Annotated in this window: 18 protein-coding genes; 11 read left to right on the top strand and 7 right to left on the bottom strand. The window is 68.7% G+C overall.

The window, feature by feature from the left end; all coding sequences use genetic code 11:
- Nucleotides 1–227: 227 nt before the first annotated feature.
- Nucleotides 228–1,319 (bottom strand): ribosome small subunit-dependent GTPase A, encoded by a 1,092-nt coding sequence (gene rsgA / locus OC534_RS01015; protein WP_017356955.1) that lies wholly within the window; start codon nt 1,317–1,319, stop codon nt 228–230.
- 183 nt (nt 1,320–1,502) lie between these two features.
- On the opposite strand from rsgA, the gene OC534_RS01010 reads away from it, so the two are divergent.
- The 5 genes from OC534_RS01010 to grxD all read left to right on the top strand — a co-directional run bounded on the left by OC534_RS01010 (nt 1,503) and on the right by grxD (nt 5,385).
- Nucleotides 1,503–2,777, top strand: coding sequence for a pyridoxal phosphate-dependent aminotransferase (locus tag OC534_RS01010; protein ID WP_017356954.1), 1,275 nt, complete (start codon nt 1,503–1,505; stop codon nt 2,775–2,777).
- Between the two features lie 3 nt (nt 2,778–2,780).
- Nucleotides 2,781–3,404 (top strand): SGNH/GDSL hydrolase family protein, encoded by a 624-nt coding sequence (locus tag OC534_RS01005; RefSeq protein ID WP_166473435.1) that lies wholly within the window; start codon nt 2,781–2,783, stop codon nt 3,402–3,404.
- 193 nt (nt 3,405–3,597) lie between these two features.
- Nucleotides 3,598–3,978: a hypothetical protein gene (locus tag OC534_RS01000; RefSeq protein ID WP_136005017.1), complete on the top strand. Its 381-nt coding sequence runs from the start codon at nt 3,598–3,600 to the stop codon at nt 3,976–3,978.
- A 27-nt stretch (nt 3,979–4,005) separates the two neighbouring features.
- The gene (locus tag OC534_RS00995) at nt 4,006–4,329 is read left to right on the top strand and encodes a hypothetical protein (protein ID WP_017355291.1); all 324 of its coding nucleotides are present in this window, start codon (nt 4,006–4,008) and stop codon (nt 4,327–4,329) included.
- Nucleotides 4,330–4,458: 129 nt separating this feature from the next.
- Nucleotides 4,459–5,385 carry a Grx4 family monothiol glutaredoxin gene (grxD, locus tag OC534_RS00990; RefSeq protein ID WP_262071222.1) on the top strand — a complete coding sequence of 309 codons (927 nt, stop codon included), beginning with the start codon at nt 4,459–4,461 and terminating at the stop codon, nt 5,383–5,385.
- A 92-nt stretch (nt 5,386–5,477) separates the two neighbouring features.
- On the opposite strand, the gene OC534_RS00985 is transcribed toward grxD, so the two are convergent.
- Together OC534_RS00985 and OC534_RS00980 are read right to left on the bottom strand one after the other, a co-directional pair.
- Nucleotides 5,478–6,017, bottom strand: coding sequence for a DUF924 family protein (locus OC534_RS00985; RefSeq protein ID WP_017355289.1), 540 nt, complete (start codon nt 6,015–6,017; stop codon nt 5,478–5,480).
- A gap of 53 nt (nt 6,018–6,070) precedes the next feature.
- Nucleotides 6,071–6,847 (bottom strand): AMP nucleosidase, encoded by a 777-nt coding sequence (locus OC534_RS00980; RefSeq protein WP_017355288.1) that lies wholly within the window; start codon nt 6,845–6,847, stop codon nt 6,071–6,073.
- Between the two features lie 145 nt (nt 6,848–6,992).
- Here OC534_RS00980 and OC534_RS00975 point away from each other — a divergent pair, with 145 nt between their 5' ends.
- The 5 genes from OC534_RS00975 (at nt 6,993) to OC534_RS00955 (ending at nt 11,784) form a co-directional block, all read left to right on the top strand.
- Nucleotides 6,993–8,402: an amidohydrolase gene (locus OC534_RS00975; protein ID WP_026070653.1), complete on the top strand. Its 1,410-nt coding sequence runs from the start codon at nt 6,993–6,995 to the stop codon at nt 8,400–8,402.
- A gap of 74 nt (nt 8,403–8,476) precedes the next feature.
- Entirely contained in the window at nt 8,477–9,700 is a 1,224-nt protein-coding gene (locus OC534_RS00970; RefSeq protein WP_229296502.1) for an amidohydrolase family protein, read from the top strand.
- Nucleotides 9,701–9,718: 18 nt separating this feature from the next.
- Nucleotides 9,719–10,348 carry a DsbA family protein gene (locus OC534_RS00965; protein ID WP_262071221.1) on the top strand — a complete coding sequence of 210 codons (630 nt, stop codon included), beginning with the start codon at nt 9,719–9,721 and terminating at the stop codon, nt 10,346–10,348.
- Between the two features lie 92 nt (nt 10,349–10,440).
- A complete protein-coding gene (locus tag OC534_RS00960) occupies nt 10,441–11,385 on the top strand; it encodes a DegV family protein (protein ID WP_136005026.1) in 945 nt (314 codons plus the stop codon).
- A 60-nt stretch (nt 11,386–11,445) separates the two neighbouring features.
- Nucleotides 11,446–11,784: a hypothetical protein gene (locus OC534_RS00955; RefSeq protein WP_136005029.1), complete on the top strand. Its 339-nt coding sequence runs from the start codon at nt 11,446–11,448 to the stop codon at nt 11,782–11,784.
- Nucleotides 11,785–11,841: 57 nt separating this feature from the next.
- Here OC534_RS00955 and OC534_RS00950 read toward each other — a convergent pair whose 3' ends face one another.
- Both OC534_RS00950 and OC534_RS00945 read right to left on the bottom strand, forming a co-directional pair.
- Complete coding sequence (locus OC534_RS00950; protein WP_136005033.1) at nt 11,842–13,293, bottom strand: GGDEF domain-containing protein; 1,452 nt, start codon at nt 13,291–13,293, stop codon at nt 11,842–11,844.
- Between the two features lie 166 nt (nt 13,294–13,459).
- On the bottom strand, nt 13,460–14,806 hold the full coding sequence (locus OC534_RS00945) for an OmpA family protein (RefSeq protein WP_345780448.1): 1,347 nt from the start codon (nt 14,804–14,806) through the stop codon (nt 13,460–13,462).
- A 344-nt stretch (nt 14,807–15,150) separates the two neighbouring features.
- Between OC534_RS00945 and OC534_RS00940 the strand changes: the two genes are divergently transcribed.
- On the top strand, nt 15,151–16,011 hold the full coding sequence (locus OC534_RS00940) for a PA4780 family RIO1-like protein kinase (RefSeq protein ID WP_026070784.1): 861 nt from the start codon (nt 15,151–15,153) through the stop codon (nt 16,009–16,011).
- Between the two features lie 15 nt (nt 16,012–16,026).
- On the opposite strand, the gene fghA is transcribed toward OC534_RS00940, so the two are convergent.
- Entirely contained in the window at nt 16,027–16,857 is an 831-nt protein-coding gene (fghA, locus tag OC534_RS00935) for an S-formylglutathione hydrolase (protein ID WP_017356131.1), read from the bottom strand.
- Between the two features lie 48 nt (nt 16,858–16,905).
- A complete protein-coding gene (locus OC534_RS00930; protein WP_017356130.1) occupies nt 16,906–18,015 on the bottom strand; it encodes an S-(hydroxymethyl)glutathione dehydrogenase/class III alcohol dehydrogenase in 1,110 nt (369 codons plus the stop codon).
- Between the last annotated feature and the right edge of the window lie 14 nt (nt 18,016–18,029).

The following is an 18,029-nucleotide window of genomic DNA, read 5'->3' as shown; positions in this document are numbered from 1 at the left end:
TCGGCTCTACGAGGATGCGACGCGCGGGGCCCTTGTAGAGCCGGCTTCCAGCCGGCTGTCGCGCGCAGCGCGGGGGGTTCGATGGCCGCATGGAAAGCAGCCGACTGGAAGTCGGCTCTACGGGATGCAACGCGCGGGGCCCTTGTAGAGCCGGCTTCCAGCCGGCTGTCGCGCGCAGCGCGGGGGGTTCGATGGCCGCACGGAAAGCAGCCGACGGGCGGTCGGCTCTACCGCTTCCTGCCGGGGGGGCGCCACTGCGCGCCCTTGCCGACGTGCTTGCGCTCGATCGCCTGCTGGGCCTGGCGTACGGCCAGCTTGGCGGCGGCAGCGGCGACTTCGTCCTTCAGTTTGAAGTAGTTGAGCAGGCGCTCTTCGTCCAGGTCACCCGCGTCGATGGCAGCACGCACGGCACACCCTGGTTCGCGCTGGTGCGCGCAATCGCGGAAGCGGCACTGTGCGGCCAGGGCTTCCACGTCGGCGAAACCGCTTTCGCTGAGCGCTTCTTCGCCGGTCGGCTTGAGCTCGCGCATGCCGGGGGTGTCGATCAGGCAGGCGCCGGCCGGCAGCGGGATGAGCGCGCGGTGGGTGGTGGTGTGGCGGCCGCGCGAATCGTTGACGCGCACATCGGCGGTCTTCATCCGCTCCTCGCCCAGCAGCGTGTTGGTCAGGGTGGACTTGCCGGCTCCCGAGGAACCCACCAGCACCACGGTGCGGCCAGCGCCAAGCCACGGCAGCAGCGCCGCCGCACTGGCCGGGTCCTTGCCGTTGATCGCCAGCAGCGGAATGTCCTGCGCCGCCAGTTCCTCCAGCACGGCCAGCGCATCGTCGCTGTACTCGGTCTGGTCGGCCTTGGTCAGCACCACCACCGGCTGCGCACCGCCACCGCCGACGAGCAGCAGATAGCGCTCGATCCGGCGTGGATTGAAGTCCGCGTCCAGGCCGCAGACGATGAAGACCGTATCGATGTTGGCGGCGATCACCTGCTGGTGGTAATGCTCGCCCGCCGCACCGCGCTTGATCGCAGTACGGCGCGGCAGCAGGGCGACGATCCTGATGCCCTCCAGCAGCACCCAGTCGCCGACGGCGGCACGCTCGTGGCTGGGGAAGCGTGGGCGCTGCCACTCGGCCGGAGATTCGGTGCGGATCGCCGCATCAGGCGCATCGGCAACGACGTAGCCGGTGCGGTGCTGCTCGATCACCCGGCCCGGGCGGGCCTGCGGATGCTGGTCGAACAGGGCCTGCCAGGCGGGCAGCTCGGGGGCGCCGGCCCAGGGCCAGCCCATCGTCTGCAGGGCGCGGTAATCGGTGGTGTGGGTCATCGGGCCCATTCTAGAGGGTGCGGCCCGCCGCCGTCGCCGCCGTGGCCCCGGGCGGCACCGGCATGGCCGTCGCATGGGCCGGCAACTGCCTGCCAGCATTGGAAAACCGGCCCTGGAACGCCCGCCCTGCAACGCAACATTTCCGCTACCATGCGATTTCCAAGCCCGAACGACGGCCCAGTCATGTCCACACCTCCGCTGAAGCCGCTCGCCACCCGCGAGCGCCTGTCCGAAGTCCGCTACGAGATCCGGGGCGAACTGGCGCGGCGAGCGCGGGAGCTGGAGGCACAGGGCCGCAGGCTGATCAAGCTCAACATCGGCAACCCCGGCAACTTCGGTTTCCGCGCGCCCGAGCACCTGCAGCGGGCCATTGCCGACGACATGGGCCGTACCGATCCCTACACCCACCAGCAGGGGCTGCCCGAAGCCCGCGAGGCCATCGCCGCCGCGTACGCCCGGCGGGGCGCGCCCGATGCGCATCCGGACCGGGTGTTCGTCGGCAACGGGGTCAGCGAGCTGATCGACCTGTCGCTGCGCGCCCTGCTCAATCCCGGCGATGAAGTGCTGGTGCCCTCGCCCGACTACCCGCTGTGGTCGGCGGCCACCATCCTCAACGACGGCCGCCCGGTGTACTACCGCTGCGCGCCGGAGAACGGCTTCCAGCCGGACCCGGTGGAGATCGAATCGCTGGTGTCCTCGCGCACCCGCGCGATCGTGCTGATCAACCCCAACAATCCCAGCGGTGCCAGCTACTCCAAGGCGCTGCTGGAACGCATCGTGGCCATCGCGGCCAAACACAACCTGCTGCTGATGGTCGATGAGATCTACGACCAGATCCTGTACGACGGCGCCGAGTTCCACGCGGTGGCGCCGCTGGCCGGCGAGCATCCGTGCATCACCTTCAGTGGCCTGAGCAAGGTGCACCGCGCCTGCGGCTGGCGGGTGGGCTGGGCGATGCTGTCCGGCGCCGCCGAGCGGCTGGGCGAGTTCCGCGCGGCGATGGACCTGCTCAGTGCGCTGCGCCTGTGCGCCAATGTTCCCGGCCAGTACGCGATCGACGCGGCGGTCAACGGGCCGGACACCATCTCGGCGCTGTGCGCGCCGGGCGGCCGCCTGTATGAAACCCGCCGCGCGGTGATCGAGGCCTGCCACGCCAGCGAGCACCTGTCGCTGGTGGCCCCGGCCGGTGCGCTGTACGCCTTCCCGGCGGTGGTCGGGCCGGCCGCGCGCAGCTTCGACGACCACGATTTCGCATTGGAACTGATGAACGAGGAAGGCGTGCTGGTGGTGCCGGGCTCCAGCTTCAACGTGCCCTACCGCCACCACTTCCGCGTGACCCTGCTGCCCGAGCCGGAGGTCATGCGTGACGTCTTTGGCCGCATCGACCGTGCACTGGCGCGCCGCGCAGAGGCCAACACCAAAGTGGTGCCCCTCAAGCCACGCAGCGCGGTGGCCTGACATATGGCGATGCGTTACCTGGCGCTGGGCGATTCCTACACGATCGGCGAAGACGTTGCGGCCAGCGGCCGCTGGCCGGTACAGCTGGCCGCCGCACTGCGCGACAGCGGCATCGCGCTGGACGACCCACACATCATCGCCACCACCGGCTGGACCACCGACGAGCTTGATGCCGGCATCGATGCCGACGCGCCGCGCGGGCCGTTCGACCTGGTGAGCCTGCTGATCGGGGTCAACGACCAGTACCGCGGGCGCAGCGTGGACGACTATCGCCCGCGCTTCACCGCGCTGCTGGAGCGCGCGCTGGGCTTTGCCGGCGGCCGCCCGTCACGTGTGCTGGTGTTGTCGATCCCGGACTGGGGGGTGACCCCGTATGCCGTCGCATCCGGCCGCGACCGCGTGCAGATCGGGCAGGAACTGGACGCCTACAACACGGCGGCGGCGGCGATCTGCGCCGGGCATGGGGTGACCTTCATCGACATCACCGACCTCAGCCGCGACTTCGGTGGCGAAGCGGTGATGCTGGCCGCCGATGGCCTGCACCCGTCGGCGGCGATGTACGCGCTCTGGCACCAGCGTGCCTACCCGGTCGCACGGGTGCAGCTGGCCGACGAGGGCACCCACTGAGCACGGACGCCGCGCCACTGGCCAGGGAACAGGCCCGCCACATTGCCACCACCGCCCTGCCCGTCCCGCGCGCCGGCACCCGACCCGGGCGCTGCGCCTGCCGTCCGCCGAGCCCGGTCGTGGCCGCCAGCTGGCCGCTCGGCGCGCGCGCGCGCATACTCGCGCCCCTGACCTGTCCCGGCACGGAGCCGCCATGACCTCGCCTTCCCGGCATTCCGCGCTGGGCATCGTGGCGTTCATCACCAGCCTTTGCGGGGTGGCGTTGTTCTCCATCGCCCTTGGGCTGGGCTATCTGTTCGTGCAACGCCATGCCGAGGTCGAAGGGCTGGCGCTGGCACCCACGCTGGGCGTGCTGGGGCTGATCAGCATCGGCCTGAACGGCCTGGCTGGCCTGCTGGGCGTGGGCAGCGTGCTGCAGCACCGGCGCCGCCGCCTGTTCGGGGTGCTGGCGCTGATCCTCTCGCTGGCGGTGCTGTGCGTCTACCTCACGCTGGGCGTCTGGACCCACCACCGGTGGCAGCAACGCCCCCCGCCCGCCGTGCCGGCCGCGCATGTTCCGGCACTGCCCACCTGATACCCCTCCACCACTGAAAAGGACCTCATGGAACTCAAGCACTCCGGCCTCGGCATCGCCGCCTTCTGCCTCGCGCTGGGCTGCGCCCTGATCATGCTGCTGAGCGTGATCGGCGCCAGCGTGGCGGCAATCAACGGTGTCGAGATGAACGAGGACTCTCCGCTGTCGCTGATGGTCGGCCTGGTGATCATCTGCGCCGGTTTCGGCCAGTTGATCGCACTGGCACTGGGCGTGGCGGCGGCGTTCATGCCGGCCACCAAGAAGGTGTTCGGCATCCTGGCGATCGTGATCTCGATCGGCAGTGTGATCGGCATGGGGATGCTGGTCATCGCCGGCCTGATGATGGGCTGAACCGGCCACCGGCAGGGACGGCCCGCGCCAGGGCCGGTGGGGAATGCGATGCAACGTTTCCGGTATGGTCATGCCCCACGCTGCCATGCCGCGTAGAATAGGGGGTTCGCATATCCGGACCCGAACACCATGTCCCTCGATCCCGCCCTGCGTTCGCGCATCGAATCCATTCTCAACGCCAACCGCGTCGTGCTGTTCATGAAGGGCCAGCCGACCATGCCGCAGTGCGGCTTCTCGGCCAAGGCCGTGGGCGCGCTGCAGGACCTGGGCGTGGACTTCGCCCACGTCAACGTGCTGGCCGACGCCGAGATCCGTGAAGGGATCAAGGCCTACGGCGACTGGCCGACCATCCCGCAGCTGTACATCGACGGCGAACTGGTCGGCGGCAGCGACATCATCCTGCAGATGGCCGGCAGCGGCGAGCTGAGCAGCGTGCTCGGCCTGGCCGCCCCGGACCGCACCCCGCCGCGCATCACCGTCACCCCGGCGGCGGTGGAGATGCTGCGCGGTGCGCTGGCCGACGCCCCGGGTGCGTCCCTGCAGCTGGGCATCGACGCGCGCTTCCAGCCGAACTTCCAGCTGGCCCCGCACGATGACAACGCGATCGCCGCCGAGTCCAACGGCCTGCGCGTGCAGTTCGACCTGGCCAGCGCGCGCCGTGCCGACGGCATCACCATCGACTGGGTCGACGACATCCGGGGCCAGGGTCTGGCCATCGACAACCCCAATGCGCCCAAGCCGGTGCAGGAACTGGGCGTGCGCGACGCCGACGACCGGCTGCGTGCCGGCACTGTGACCGTGGTGGACGTGCGTCCGGCCGACGAGCGTGCGATCGCCGCGATCAACGGGCCGTTCGAAACCTTCGACGGCGACAACCGCGCCCGCCTGGAAGCCCTGCCCAAGGACACTGCGCTGGCCTTCCTGTGCCACCACGGCGGCCGCAGTGCCCAGGCCGCCGAGCAGTTCCGCGCCCTGGGGTTCACCACGGTGTACAACATCACCGGCGGCATCGACGCCTGGTCCAAGGACGTGGACAACAGCGTGCCGACCTACTGATCGGGTGCGGATCCACGCAGAAGAAAAACGCCGGCAATGCCGGCGTTTTTTTTATCCGCGGCCGTGGCACCGACCGCGTCGTGAGCGGCCCCTCAGCCGGCGAAGCCGCCTTCGGCGAGGTAATCCAGCTCCGCGGCGGTCGGCATCCGGCCCAGCACGGCGTTGCGATGCGGGAACCGGCCGAAGCGGCGGATGATGTCGCGATGCAGCTCGGCGTACTGCAGGTACTCCTTGTCACCCAGCGCATCGAACATGGCCACCGAGCGCTCCTGGTCCTGCGGATCTTCGGAGTGCTCGAACGGCAGGTAGATGAAGGCACGCAGCTTGGGGACCAGCTGCAGGTCCAGGCCCTCCTCCACCGCGCGCATGGCGTAGTGGCGGGCCAGTCCGTCGGTGGCGTACGAGTGGGCAGTGTCGCGGAAGCAGTTCCGGGGGAACTGGTCGAGCAGGATCATCAGTGCCAGCGCGCCCTCGGCGGTACCCAGCCAGTGCTCGCGGGCGCGGCGGGCAGCGGCGAAGTGTTCCTCCAGGAATGCCTGGCGGAAACGCGCGTCGAACGCGTCATCGCGCGCGAACCACTGCTGCGGCCCCGCGTCGCGCCAGAATTCCACCACTTGTGCCGCCACGTCCATTTACTGCCCCTGTAGGCGGCGCGTCCGCCGGACGCCCGCCTGTGCCATTGCCATCACTCGTCAAAGCGCAGGTGGCGGACCGACTTGCCGTTGCGCCGTATAAGCTTAAGCGCCTCGATACCGATCTGGATATGGTTTTCGACGAACTGGGAGCTCACCTTGGCGTCGGAGGCCTCGGTTTTGACCCCGTCGGGGATCATCGGCTGGTCGGACACCAGCAGCAGCGCCCCGATCGGGATGTGGTTGGCGAAGCCGGCCGCGAACAGGGTGGCAGTCTCCATGTCGATGGCCATGCAGCGCATCAGGCGCAGTTTTTCCTTGAAGGCTTCATCGTGCTCCCAGACCCGGCGGTTGGTGGTGTACACCGTCCCGGTCCAGTAGTCGTGGCCCAGGTCGCGGATCATGGTGGATACCGCACGCTGCAGGGCGAAGGCCGGCAGCGCCGGCACTTCCGGTGGCAGGTAGTCGCTGGACGTGCCCTCGCCCCGGATCGCGGCGATCGGCAGGACCAGGTCGCCGAGCTGGTTCTTGCGTTTGAGCCCGCCGCATTTGCCCAGGAACAGCACCGCCTTGGGCATCACGGCTGACAGCAGATCCATGATGATCGCGGCATTGGGGCTGCCCATGCCGAAGTTGATCAGCGTGATGCCGTCGCTGGTGACGCTGGCCATCGGCCGGTCCAGGCCCTGCACCGGCGCGCCGGTGAGCTGGGAGAACGTGTGCAGGTAGCCGGCAAAATTGGTCAGCAGCACATGCGGGCCGAACTGCTCCAGCGGGACGCCGGTGTAGCGCGGCAGCCAGTTTTCCACGATTTCCTGCTTGTTCTTCATCGAGCGCGTCCGGTCGTGCATGAGGTGCACTCGGTAATTCTCGGTGAGATCGGCCAATAAGCAAGCAACATGCGTTTGGTCACTTGGCAACGCCCCCGCCCAACGGCTAGCGTCACCCCTACGTTCACGCCGCATCGGGGACCACATGCGCACACGATTGACCGCCGGGCTGGGCCTGGCGCTGTTCTCACTGGCCGCGCCGTCGGCGCCGGCCGCCTCGCGCTTCGTGCAGGACCCGTATCCCAGCACCTACGCCCCGATCGCCTCGGCCCCGGTGCTGATCCACAACGCCACCGTGCTGACCGGCACCGGCACGCGCCTGGACAATGCCGACGTGCTGCTGCGTGATGGCCGCATTGCCGCCGTCGGCCCCGCGCTGCCGGTGCCGGCCGACGCCGTGCGCGTGGACGGCCAGGGCAAGTGGGTGACGCCGGGCATCATCGATGTGCACTCGCACCTGGGCGTGTACCCCAGCCCGGGCGTGAGCGCGCACAGTGACGGCAACGAGATGACCGCACCGGTCACCGCCAATGTGTGGGCCGAACACTCGGTCTGGCCGCAGGACCCCGGATTCGCCGCAGCGCTGGCCGGTGGCGTGACCGCGATGCAGGTGCTGCCCGGCTCGGCCAACCTGGTCGGCGGGCGCGGCGTGACCCTGAAGAATGTTCCAGCCACTACCTACCAGGCGATGAAATTCCCGGGGGCACCGTGGGGACTGAAGATGGCCTGCGGCGAGAATCCCAAGCGGGTGTACGGCGGCGGCAAGGGCGTCGCCCCTGGCACGCGCATGGGCAATGTGGCCGGCTACCGCGCGGCGTTCATCGATGCCAGCGAGTACATCGCCAAGAACACCCCGAAGAAGCCGAAGAAGAAGCGCTGGTTCAGCGGAGGGGACAAAGGGGACAGCGCCGGCGATGCCGGCGGCAAGCGCGACCTGAAACTGGATACGCTGGCCGGCGCGATCCAGGGTGACATCCGCGTGCACATCCACTGCTACCGCGCCGACGAGATGGCGACGATGCTGGATCTGTCGCACGAGTTCGGCTTCAGGATCGCGGCATTCCACCACGCGGTGGAAGCCTACAAACTATCCGACCGGCTCGCCGCCGAAGGCGTGTGCGGCGCGCTGTGGGCCGACTGGTGGGGCTTCAAGATGGAGGCCTTCGACGGCATCCAGGACAACATCGCGCTGGTGGACCGCCCTGCCAACAGTTGCGCGATCGTGCACTCCGATTCTCCCGAGGGCATCCAGCGGCTCAACCAGGAAGCGGCCAAGGCGATCGCCAACGCGCGTCGCGCAGGCATCGAGATCGCGCCCGAGCGCGCGATGATGTGGCTCACCCTCAATGCCGCGCGCTCGCTGGGCGTGGAGAAGCAGACGGGCAGTCTGGAGCCGGGCAAGATGGGCGACGTGGTGATCTGGAACGGCAGCCCCTTCAGTTCCTACGCGCTTGCAGAAAAGGTGTACATCGACGGCCACGCCGTCTACGACCGCCAGGACACGCGCCGGCAGCCGCTGTCGGACTTCATGCTCGGCCAGGAGGCACGCCCGTGAGCGCCATGAACCGCGTTGCCGCCCAGCCCTTGGGATCGCGTTGCCGGGCATGGCTCGGCACCACCGCGCTGCTGATGCTGACAGCGTTGCCGCTGCAGGCGCAGGACCTGCTCATCCGCAACGCCACGGTGCACACCGCCACTGCGCGCGGCAGCCTGACCAACACCGACGTGCTGGTCCAGGGCGGCGTGATCCGTGCGGTCGGCACCGGGCTGTCGGCACCGGCCGGGGTGCCCGTTGTCGAGGCCGGCGGCAAGCCGCTGACCCCTGCGTTGTTCGGTGGCATCACCGACATCGGCATTGACGAGGTGTCCGGCGAGTCAACCACGGTCGACAGTGCGCTCAAGCTGCCCGACCAGCCGCTGCGGCCGGAGTTCGATGTCAGCCTGGCCTACAACCCGGCCTCGGTGCTGATCCCGGTGGCGCGCCTGGACGGCATCGGCTTCACCGCACTGGGCGCCAACAGCGGTGGCGGCTTCATCGCCGGCCAGGGAGGCGTGGTCCGGCTGGATGGCAGTGCCGATCCGATCGGCCCGCTGGCCCTGTATGTCCGCCTGGGCGCCCCCGGTGCCGAGCTGACCGGCAGTTCCCGCGCCGCGCAGTGGATGCTGCTGGAACAGATGGTCAGCGAGGCGCGCGGGCGGGTCCCGGCCGACTCGCCGCATGCCCTGCTCACCCCGGCTGGCCGCGCCACGCTGGCCCGCTACCTGGCCGGCCAGGGCCGGATCGTGGTGCAGGTGGACCGTGCCGCCGACATCCGCCAACTGCTGCGCTGGGCGGCCCGCGAGAAGGTCCGGATCGCCATCGCCGGCGGCGCCGAAGCCTGGCGCCTGGCACCGCAGCTTGCCCAGGCCCGGGTGCCGGTGTTCGTCGATGCGCTGGGCAACCTGCCGACCAGCTTCGACCAGCTCGGGGCGACCCTGGACAACGCCGCACGCCTGCACGCGGCCGGCGTCGCGGTGAGCTTTGCGCAGCGCGACGACGCCTCGCACAACGCCCGCAAAATGCGCCAGCTGGCCGGCAATGCGGTCGCCAACGGCCTGCCGTGGGCCGACGGGCTGGCCGGGCTGACCCGGGTGCCGGCCCAGGTGCTGGGCGTGGGCGACCGCATCGGCACCCTCGAGCCGGGCAAGCTGGCCGACCTGGTGCTGTGGGACGGCGACCCGCTGGATGTGGGCCACTACGCCGAACAGGTCTGGCTGGGCGGCCGCGCGATGCCGATGCGCTCGCGGCAGACCGAGCTGCGCGACCGCTATCTGGCCCCGCCCACCACCGAACCGCGCGCATACTCGCGCTGACCCTGCAAGGATGTTCCGATGACCCTGCGCTGGTACTTCGATTTCGTCTCGCCGTTCTCTTACCTGCACTGGCAGAAGCTGAAAGCCCTGCCGCAGTTCGAGAAGATCACCCCGGTACCGATCGCCTTCGGCGCGGTGCTGCACCACCTGGGCAATCTGGGCCCGGCGGAGATCCCGGCCAAGCGTCGTGCCATGTACCGGCACCTGCTCTGGCAGGCCCGGCGCGAGGAAGTGACGCTGCGCTTCCCGCCCGGCCACCCGTTCAATCCGCTGGCCGCGCTGCGCCTGTGCCTGGCCGCAGGCGCCACCCCGGCGTCGATCGACATCCTGTTCAACTGGATCTGGCGCGACGGGCATGCCGGTGACAGCGCCGCCGCGCTGGCCCTGCCCGGCGCGATGCTGGACGTGGCGGACGTGGCCGCCGCCATCGGCGCGCTGGACGTGAAGGAACAGCTGCGCCGCAACACTGACGCGGCCATCGCCGCCGGAGTGTTTGGCGTGCCGACCCTGTCCATCGATGGCGAGCTGTACTGGGGCAACGACGCCCACGACCTGATGCAGGCCGTGCTGGCCGACCCGGACACGGTCCGCGGCGGTGAATGGGACCGGCTGGCCTCGCTGCCGGTGGCGGTGGAACGCAGCCGCTGAGCCGCCCCCCGCGCGATGGACCGGGCAAACCGGCGAAAATTGAGATAGCTTTCACAGTTCCGAACCAATACCGGCCTTGAGGGGGGCACAGGATGCGCATCGGAATCGTGGTCGACTCGGCGTGCGACCTGCCACCAGACTTCATCCAGCAGCACAACATCGTGCTGCTGCCCATCACCGTACGTATCGGCGAAGCGGTGCTGGCCGACCACCGCGACGAACAGGCGACCCTGAGTTTCCTGCATGCGCACGTGGCCGAGAACGGCGCGGAAGCGGAAACCATTCCGTTCAGCGTCAACCAGATCCGCGACCTGTTCCTGGGCAAGCTGGTGATCGACTACGACCATGTCTTCTGCATGACGATCACCAAGACGCGCAGCCCGATCCACGACAACGCGATGCAGGCCAGCTTCGCGATCCTCAACGACTACAAACCGGTGCGCCAGGCAGCCGGCTACAACTCGCCGTTCGCGCTGCGCGTGCTGGACACCCAGAACCTGTTCGCCGCCCAGGGCGTAACCGCGGTGGAAGCGGTGCGCCTGCGCGACAGCGGTGCCGGCGTGCAGCAGATCCGCGAGCGGCTCGAGCTGCTGGCCCACAACGTGCACGGCTACATGGTCACCCGCGACCTGTACTACATGCGTGCCCGCGCACGCCACAAGGGCGACCGCAGCGTGGGCCTGCTGAGCGCTGCGCTGGGCAGCGCGCTGGACATCAAGCCGGTGCTGCACGGATACCGCGGCGAAACCGGCCCGGTCGCCAAGATCAAGGGCTTCGACAACGCGGTGCAGAAGCTGTTCGACTTCGTCGGCCAACGGGTCAGGGCCGGGCTGATGACCCCCACCGTCTGCGTCAGCTACGGCGGCGAGCTGGCCGACCTGCAGGCCCTGCCCGGCTACGCCACGCTGCGCCAGACCTGCGAGGCGCACGGGGTGCAGTTGTTCGAGGCGGTGATGAGCCTGACCGGGATGGTCAACGTCGGCAAGGGCGCGGTCACGGTCGGCTTTGCCGATGAACCGCATACCTTCCGCGCCTGAGTCCTGCACACCGAATCCACCGGCGATCTGCGAGCCTTGGATCATTCAATGGAGGCAATCATGTCAGCGCAGTACCACATCAGCCTGCCGGACCCGTCCAAGGCCCGCGGCAACGATCCCGATCTTTCCTTCCACTCGCAGAGCGCCGCCGGCTTCGCCGAGGAGCTTCAGGACGCTTTGCGCAGCACCACGCTGTTCGAGAAGTGGCGCGCCAAGCAGCCCGACCCGGACGCCGTCGAGTCGCAATGGGGCGCCACCGATCCGGCGGCAACCGTGACCGGCTCGCAGGACGACCTGCGGATCAACCTGGTCGCCACCACCCGCATCGACAGTGACGTGTTCAAACAGCGCCTGCGCCTGCTCGCCGGGCATCACTGGGAACTGCGCGACGTGCGATGAGTCCCGCGGCGGAGGCCCGCGTGTGACCGCACGCGGAGTGCCGGCCAGCGTCCGGCGCTACCGGTCCAGGTCCTCGTCCAGCCCCGCCGCCACCTGCCCCTCCACCACCCGGTTGCGGCCCTGTCGCTTGGCTTCGTACAGCGCCGCGTCGGTGGCGGCCACCAGCTCGCCCGGGGCCGCCGTGGTGACCTTGTCCAGCTGCGCCACCCCGATGCTGATGGTCACCCCGATCTGGCAGACCGAGGCCGGCGAGTTCAGCCGCAGCCGCTCGACCGCGATGCGCATGGTCTCGGCCAAGGCCAGCACGCCCTCGCGGGATGCCGCCGGCAGCACCACCGCGAACTCCTCGCCGCCGTAGCGCGCCACCACATCGGTCGCGCGCGTGGCGCAGCCGGCCAGTGCGGCCGCCACCGCGCGCAGGCAGGCATCGCCGAGCGGATGCCCGTAGCGGTCGTTGAACACCTTGAAGTGGTCGATGTCCACCATCAGCAGCGCTATGCCCTGCCCGCTGCGCCGCGACCGGTTCCATTCGGCCTGCAGCACCTGATCGAACTGGCGGCGGTTGGCCACGCCGGTCAGGCCATCGACCCGCGCCAGCACATCCAGCCGATCCTGCTGCTCCAGCGAGCGCACCTGCATCAGCACACTGCGCAGGCCCGAGCCGAGCGTGGCGAAGGCAAAGCCGGCTACCGCCAGCATCGGGTGCGCGCGCACCAGCAGGGCCGACATCACCAGCAGCGAGATCGCCAGAATCAATGGACTGCCCGCCCGCACGCCCAACGCCAGCCGCCGCGACACCTCGACCGGGCGGACCGGCGAACGCCGCCAGGCGACCACGGCCAGCACCAGGAACGGCACGTCGATCAGCAGGTCCACCAGGCTGCCGTAACTGGTCTCGGAACCGAAGTGGTTGATGTAGGCCGCCACCACCAGATAGACGCAGGCAAACAGACTCAACGCGCCGAAAAAGGCGCGGCGCGAACGGTCTTCACTGGCCAGCCAACGCAGCAGCGCGAAGCCGGCGATGAACAGGTTCTCGATATCGAACATCCGCCGCAGGCTGTCCACCCCGGCATCGGAAGCGTCGGTGATCGTGACAAAGGAGAAGGTGTAGACGAAGAACAGATAGCCCAGGAGCAGGGCCATCGCACCATCGATCACGCTGAGAAACCACGGCGCGTGCCGCGGATGGGCCATCGCGAAGGTCAACGGCACGCCGTACAGCACGTACAGCAGCATGCTGATGCCCGGGGTGGAGTCGGCATTGCCCAGCCCCACCTCCTGGTACATGTTCATCGCCATGCCGCCGGCCCACAGCACCATGCCCACGGCCAGCGCCACCCAGCCCACCACCGCCTCGCTGCCGAGACTGCGCCGCACGCAGGCCGCCGCCGCCAGCAGGGGGGCGCCGATCAGGAACGAATATGACAGGGTCTGGGCATGCGCGGGCAGGAGCACCAGCGCCACCCCGTGGGCAACCACATATGCCGCAGACAGCCACCATGCCATGCCTGTTTCTCCCTTTGCGGCGCAGCGACCGGCGCGCCCGGCCCGCCCCGGCTGTTCCGGCCATCCCCGTTGGCCGCAGTATTGCCGATGCAAAGTGAAGACACCTCCTGCCGGCATCGGCAAGGAGGTGTCGGCAGGCAACGGACGGGAGGGACGCCCGCGCCGCCTACTTCACCGTGTAGGCGATGCGCCGGTTGGCTGCGCGACCCTCCCCGGTACGGTTGTCGGCAATCGGCTGGTTCGAGCCGTGCCCCCGCGCACTCAGGCGCCCGGCCGGCACCCCCAGGGCCACCAGCGCATCCACGACGGCCTGGGCACGTTGCCGGCTCAGCGCCAGGTTGGCGACCGGATCACCCTGGCTGTCGGTGTGCCCGCCCACGACAACGTGCGTACCGTCCGGTGCGCCTGCAAGCGCCTTGGCCGCGATCCGCAGGATCTCCCGGCTGCTGGGCGAGAGGGTCGCCGAATTGGACTCGAAGGTCATGGTGGTCTGGTTGAGCGCCGCCGTCAGATCCGCGGCGCCGTAGCCGGAGGCCAGTCCATCGAGCGCCGCCACTCCCGGATCGAACAGACCCGACAGCTCGAAACGGCTCAGTTCCCCCTGCAACAGCCGGCTCACTTCGAACCGTTGCGCCTGCTGCATCGCCGAGGTGTCCAGATCGATTCTGTCACCGCTGAAGGCCATTCGCAGGCCGTTGGCCTTCAGCCGGGGCAGCAGCTTGATCAGCGTGTCCATCCATCCCGCCGGCTGGGCGGCCGGATCGACCTGGATGTCGCCGACAACATTGCCGGTGCCGAAGGTGGTGCCGAGCGCCTCCAGCAGCCGGTGCTTCTCACTTGCGCTGGGCAGCCGGCCGGACACGTTCACCTTGCCGTCGGCCGTGCGCAGATCCAGCTGCGGCTGGGCCCGCGATGGCGTCGCCGCCACTGGCGTGGCCGCAGCGTCCGGCGTGGCCGCCGGACGCGCCTGCATCCGGCCGTTCTTTGCCTGCCAGCCGCAGTACGCCAGCCCAAGCAGGGCCAGCAAGGGCAGCAGCCATTTCCACGGGCCGGCGCGACGGGGAGGCGAAGCGTGGTGGATGGCATCCACGCGATGGACCTGCTCCGCACCGGTCACGCCGTTGATGAGCTGCTGCAGGTCGCTGGGCAAAGCGGTGGGCAGCGTACCGTCGGGCGTCACCCTGCGTACCAGCATCGGCAGCACCGTGGCCAGCGTCGCGCCGATGGCCCCGCTGCCCACGCCGGCCTTGTCGGCAAGGGCGATCATGTCGCGGTTGCCGATCACATGCTGCACCTGGCCTGCACTGACACTGCGGGGATGCAGCGCATGACCCATCCAGGAATCGAACACCTCCCCCAGACCGGCCTTGGCAAACTTGTCGCGGAACCCCTTGAGCCCACCCGGCACGGTGAATATGTAGCCGGCCACGACCGCGACCAGTTTCCGCGCGTCGCCGCCCAGTCCGGTTGCACGCGCGGCTTCGTCGATCAGACCATCGAGTAGTGACATCAATACGCCCCATGAATATGCAGAGTGATGACCTGGTCGACAGTGGATTCAGGCCGTACACCCACCATAGAAAGCGCCGCCGTGGAGAGCGCATGAATTATCTCCACCCAAATCCATCAAATAATCAATTGAGTTTATATTTTCGATAGCCCACTTAATATAAACAGCCAAAAACGTCACTGAACGTCATATTCAACCACCCTGCTGCGCAGTGGCACGACGACCGCCTCGTCCTCACACCCTCGGCGCGTGGCTGAACGCCACGATGGCCGGCCCGGCCCGAAGATGCGAAAATCCCGGGCCCTCCCCGGCGGGCGCACTGGCGCCGGCCCCATCCGCGAGATTCCGTGAAGACCCCCCAAGGCTTGCAGGCGCTGATCGACGACGGCGTGATCGATGAAGTGCTGCGTCCGCTCAAGAGCGGCAAGGAAGCAGCCGTGTACGTGGTCCGCAGTGGCGACGATGTGCGCTGCGCGAAGGTCTACAAGGACATGGCGCAACGCAGTTTCCAGCAGCGCGTGCAGTACCAGGAAGGCCGCAAGGTGCGCGGCAGCCGCGAGGCCCGTGCGGTCGGCAAGGCCAGCAGGTACGGCCGCAAGCAGCAGGAAACCGCCTGGAAGAACACCGAGGTGGACGCGCTTTACCAGCTGCGCGATGCCGGCGTGCGCGTGCCCGAGCCGCATGGCTATTTCCACGGCGTGCTGGTAATGGAACTGGTCACCGATGCCGACGGCTTCTCCGCGGCCCGCCTGGGCGAGGTGGAACTGGAAGCCGACCAGGCCCGCGAGTTCCATCGCGTGCTGGTACGCCAGGTGGTGCGGATGCTGTGCTGCGGCCTCATCCACGGCGATCTGTCGCCGTACAACGTGCTGGTCGGGCCGGATGGCCCGGTGGTGATCGACTTCCCGCAGGTGGTCAACGCCGGTGGCAACAATGCCGCGCGCAGCATGCTGCTGCGTGACGTCAACAACCTTACCGCGTACCTCGGCCGCTTCGCTCCGGAACTGCTCGATACTTGGTACGGCGAGGAGATGTGGGCGCTGTTCGAGGCCGGTGACCTGCTGCCGGACAGCGAACTGACCGGCACCTTCGTCCACGACGAATCCACCATCGACCTGGACAGCGTCCGTCACGCGATCAACGATGCGCGCGAGGAAGCCCTGATCCGCCAGCAGGGCCGCGAGGCGGCGGAAGAAGACGACCTGTGATCCTGCCGCCGATCCTCAGGCGTGCAGTGCCTGGGCGTGATGCGCGATGTGCTCGCCGATGAAACTGGCGATGAAGTAGTAGCTGTGGTCGTAGCCGGGCTGCAGGCGCAACTGCAGCGGATGGCCTGCCGCCGTGCAGGCCGCCTGCAGCCACTGCGGCTGCAACTGGGTGTCGAGGAACTCGTCGCCGCCGCCCTGGTCGACCAGCAGCGGCAGGCGTTCGCTGGCCGTGGCCACCAGTTCGCTGGCATCCCAGGCCGCCCAGCCCGCACGGTCTTCGCCCAGGTACGCGGCGAAGGCCTTCTGCCCCCACGGCACCCGTGTGGGCGCGACGATCGGCGAGAAGGCCGACACGCTGCGGTAGCGGCCCGGATTGCGCAGCGCGATCACCAGCGCGCCGTGGCCACCCATCGAATGCCCGCTGATCCCGCGCGCCGCCGTCGCTGGCAGGTGCGCCTCGACCAGCGCCGGCAGCTCGTCCACGATGTAGTCGTACATCCGGTAGTGCGTGGCCCACGGCTGCTCGGTGGCATTGAGGTAGAAACCGGCGCCCTTGCCCAGGTCGTAGCCGTCCGCATCGGGGACGTCATCGCCGCGCGGGCTCGTGTCCGGCGCCACCAGGATCACCCCGTGCTCGGCGGCATAGCGCTGCGCACCGGCCTTGGTGATGAAGTTCTGCTCGGTGCAGGTCAATCCGCTCAGCCAGTACAGCACCGGCAGCCGACGCGAGGCGGCCTGCGGCGGCAGATAGACCGCGAATGTCATCTCGCAGCCCAGCACCTGCGAGCGGTGCCGGTACACGTCCTGCCAACCGCCGGAAGCGGCGCGGTGTTCAATGCGTTCCATGATGTTTCCCCCGCGGGCGGCGCGCGGTTGCCACGCCGCCCGGCATGATCAGTAGTGGACCACCGAGCGGATCGACTTGCCTTCGTGCATCAGGTCGAATGCCTCGTTGATCTGCTCCAGGCCCATCGTGTGGGTAACGAACGGCGCCAGTTCGATGTCGCCCTTCATGGCATCCTCGACCATGCCCGGCAGCTGGCTGCGGCCCTTGACGCCGCCGAAGGCGGTGCCCTTCCAGGAACGGCCGGTGACCAGCTGGAACGGACGGGTGGAGATCTCCTGGCCCGACCCGGCCACGCCGATGATCACCGACTGGCCCCAGCCGCGGTGCGCGCATTCCAGCGCGGCGCGCATCACGTTGACGTTGCCGATGCACTCGAAGGTGTGGTCCACGCCCCACGTGGTCATCTCGACGATGACCTGCTGGATCGGCTTGTCGTGATCCTTCGGGTTGACGCAGTCGGTGGCACCAAACTGCCGCGCCAATGCGAACTTGGACGGGTTGGTGTCGATCGCGAAGATGCGACCGGCCTTGGCCTGGCGCGCCCCCTGGATCACCGCCAGGCCGATGCCGCCGAGGCCGAACACGGCCACGCTGTCGCCTTCCTGGACCTTGGCGGTGTTGTGCACCGCGCCGATGCCGGTGGTGACGCCGCACCCGAGCAGGCAAACATGTTCCGGGTTGGCGTCCGGGTTGATCCTGGCCAGCGAGACTTCGGCCACCACGGTGTACTCGCTGAAGGTCGAGCAGCCCATGTAGTGATAGATCGGCTCGCCGTTGTACGAGAAGCGGGTGGTGCCGTCGGGCATCACGCCCTTGCCCTGGGTGGCGCGCACGGCGACGCACAGATTGGTCTTGCCCGACGTGCAGAACAGGCACTGGCCGCACTCGGCGGTGTACAGCGGAATCACGTGGTCGCCCGGCTTGACGCTGGTGACGCCCTCGCCCACTTCCACCACGATGCCGGCGCCTTCGTGGCCGAGCACGGCCGGGAACAGGCCTTCAGGATCATCACCGGAGAGCGTGAAGGCGTCAGTGTGGCAGACGCCGGTGTGGGTGATCCGCACCAGCACTTCGCCCTTCTGCGGCGGAGCGACATCGATCTCGACGATCTTGAGCGGTTCGCCAGCGGCGAAGGCAACGGCAGCACGGGATTTCATCGGGAACTCTCCAG

This window comes from Stenotrophomonas sp. Marseille-Q5258 (genome assembly GCF_946900935.1).
In the GTDB taxonomy this organism is placed as follows: Bacteria; Pseudomonadota; Gammaproteobacteria; order Xanthomonadales; family Xanthomonadaceae; genus Stenotrophomonas; species Stenotrophomonas nematodicola.
The sequence above is the reverse complement of the archived record's forward strand: the minus strand, read 5'-3'. Positions and strand labels throughout refer to the sequence as shown.

Bases quoted from the DNA above. Each gene is read 5' to 3' on its own strand.
- OC534_RS00995 (WP_017355291.1), top strand. From the start codon at position 4,006: ATGGAACTCAAGCACTCCGGCCTCGGCATCGCCGCCTTCTGCCTCGCG.
- grxD (WP_262071222.1), top strand. From the start codon at position 4,459: ATGTCCCTCGATCCCGCCCTGCGTTCGCGCATCGAATCCATTCTCAAC.
- rsgA (WP_017356955.1), bottom strand. From the start codon at position 1,319: ATGACCCACACCACCGATTACCGCGCCCTGCAGACGATGGGCTGGCCC.
- OC534_RS00965 (WP_262071221.1), top strand. From the start codon at position 9,719: ATGACCCTGCGCTGGTACTTCGATTTCGTCTCGCCGTTCTCTTACCTG.
- fghA (WP_017356131.1), bottom strand. From the start codon at position 16,857: ATGGAACGCATTGAACACCGCGCCGCTTCCGGCGGTTGGCAGGACGTG.
- OC534_RS00985 (WP_017355289.1), bottom strand. From the start codon at position 6,017: ATGGACGTGGCGGCACAAGTGGTGGAATTCTGGCGCGACGCGGGGCCG.
- OC534_RS00960 (WP_136005026.1), top strand. From the start codon at position 10,441: ATGCGCATCGGAATCGTGGTCGACTCGGCGTGCGACCTGCCACCAGAC.
- OC534_RS00955 (WP_136005029.1), top strand. From the start codon at position 11,446: ATGTCAGCGCAGTACCACATCAGCCTGCCGGACCCGTCCAAGGCCCGC.
- OC534_RS00950 (WP_136005033.1), bottom strand. From the start codon at position 13,293: ATGGCATGGTGGCTGTCTGCGGCATATGTGGTTGCCCACGGGGTGGCG.
- OC534_RS00975 (WP_026070653.1), top strand. From the start codon at position 6,993: ATGCGCACACGATTGACCGCCGGGCTGGGCCTGGCGCTGTTCTCACTG.
- OC534_RS01000 (WP_136005017.1), top strand. From the start codon at position 3,598: ATGACCTCGCCTTCCCGGCATTCCGCGCTGGGCATCGTGGCGTTCATC.
- OC534_RS01010 (WP_017356954.1), top strand. From the start codon at position 1,503: ATGTCCACACCTCCGCTGAAGCCGCTCGCCACCCGCGAGCGCCTGTCC.
- OC534_RS00970 (WP_229296502.1), top strand. From the start codon at position 8,477: ATGCTGACAGCGTTGCCGCTGCAGGCGCAGGACCTGCTCATCCGCAAC.
- OC534_RS01005 (WP_166473435.1), top strand. From the start codon at position 2,781: ATGGCGATGCGTTACCTGGCGCTGGGCGATTCCTACACGATCGGCGAA.
- OC534_RS00980 (WP_017355288.1), bottom strand. From the start codon at position 6,847: ATGAAGAACAAGCAGGAAATCGTGGAAAACTGGCTGCCGCGCTACACC.
- OC534_RS00930 (WP_017356130.1), bottom strand. From the start codon at position 18,015: ATGAAATCCCGTGCTGCCGTTGCCTTCGCCGCTGGCGAACCGCTCAAG.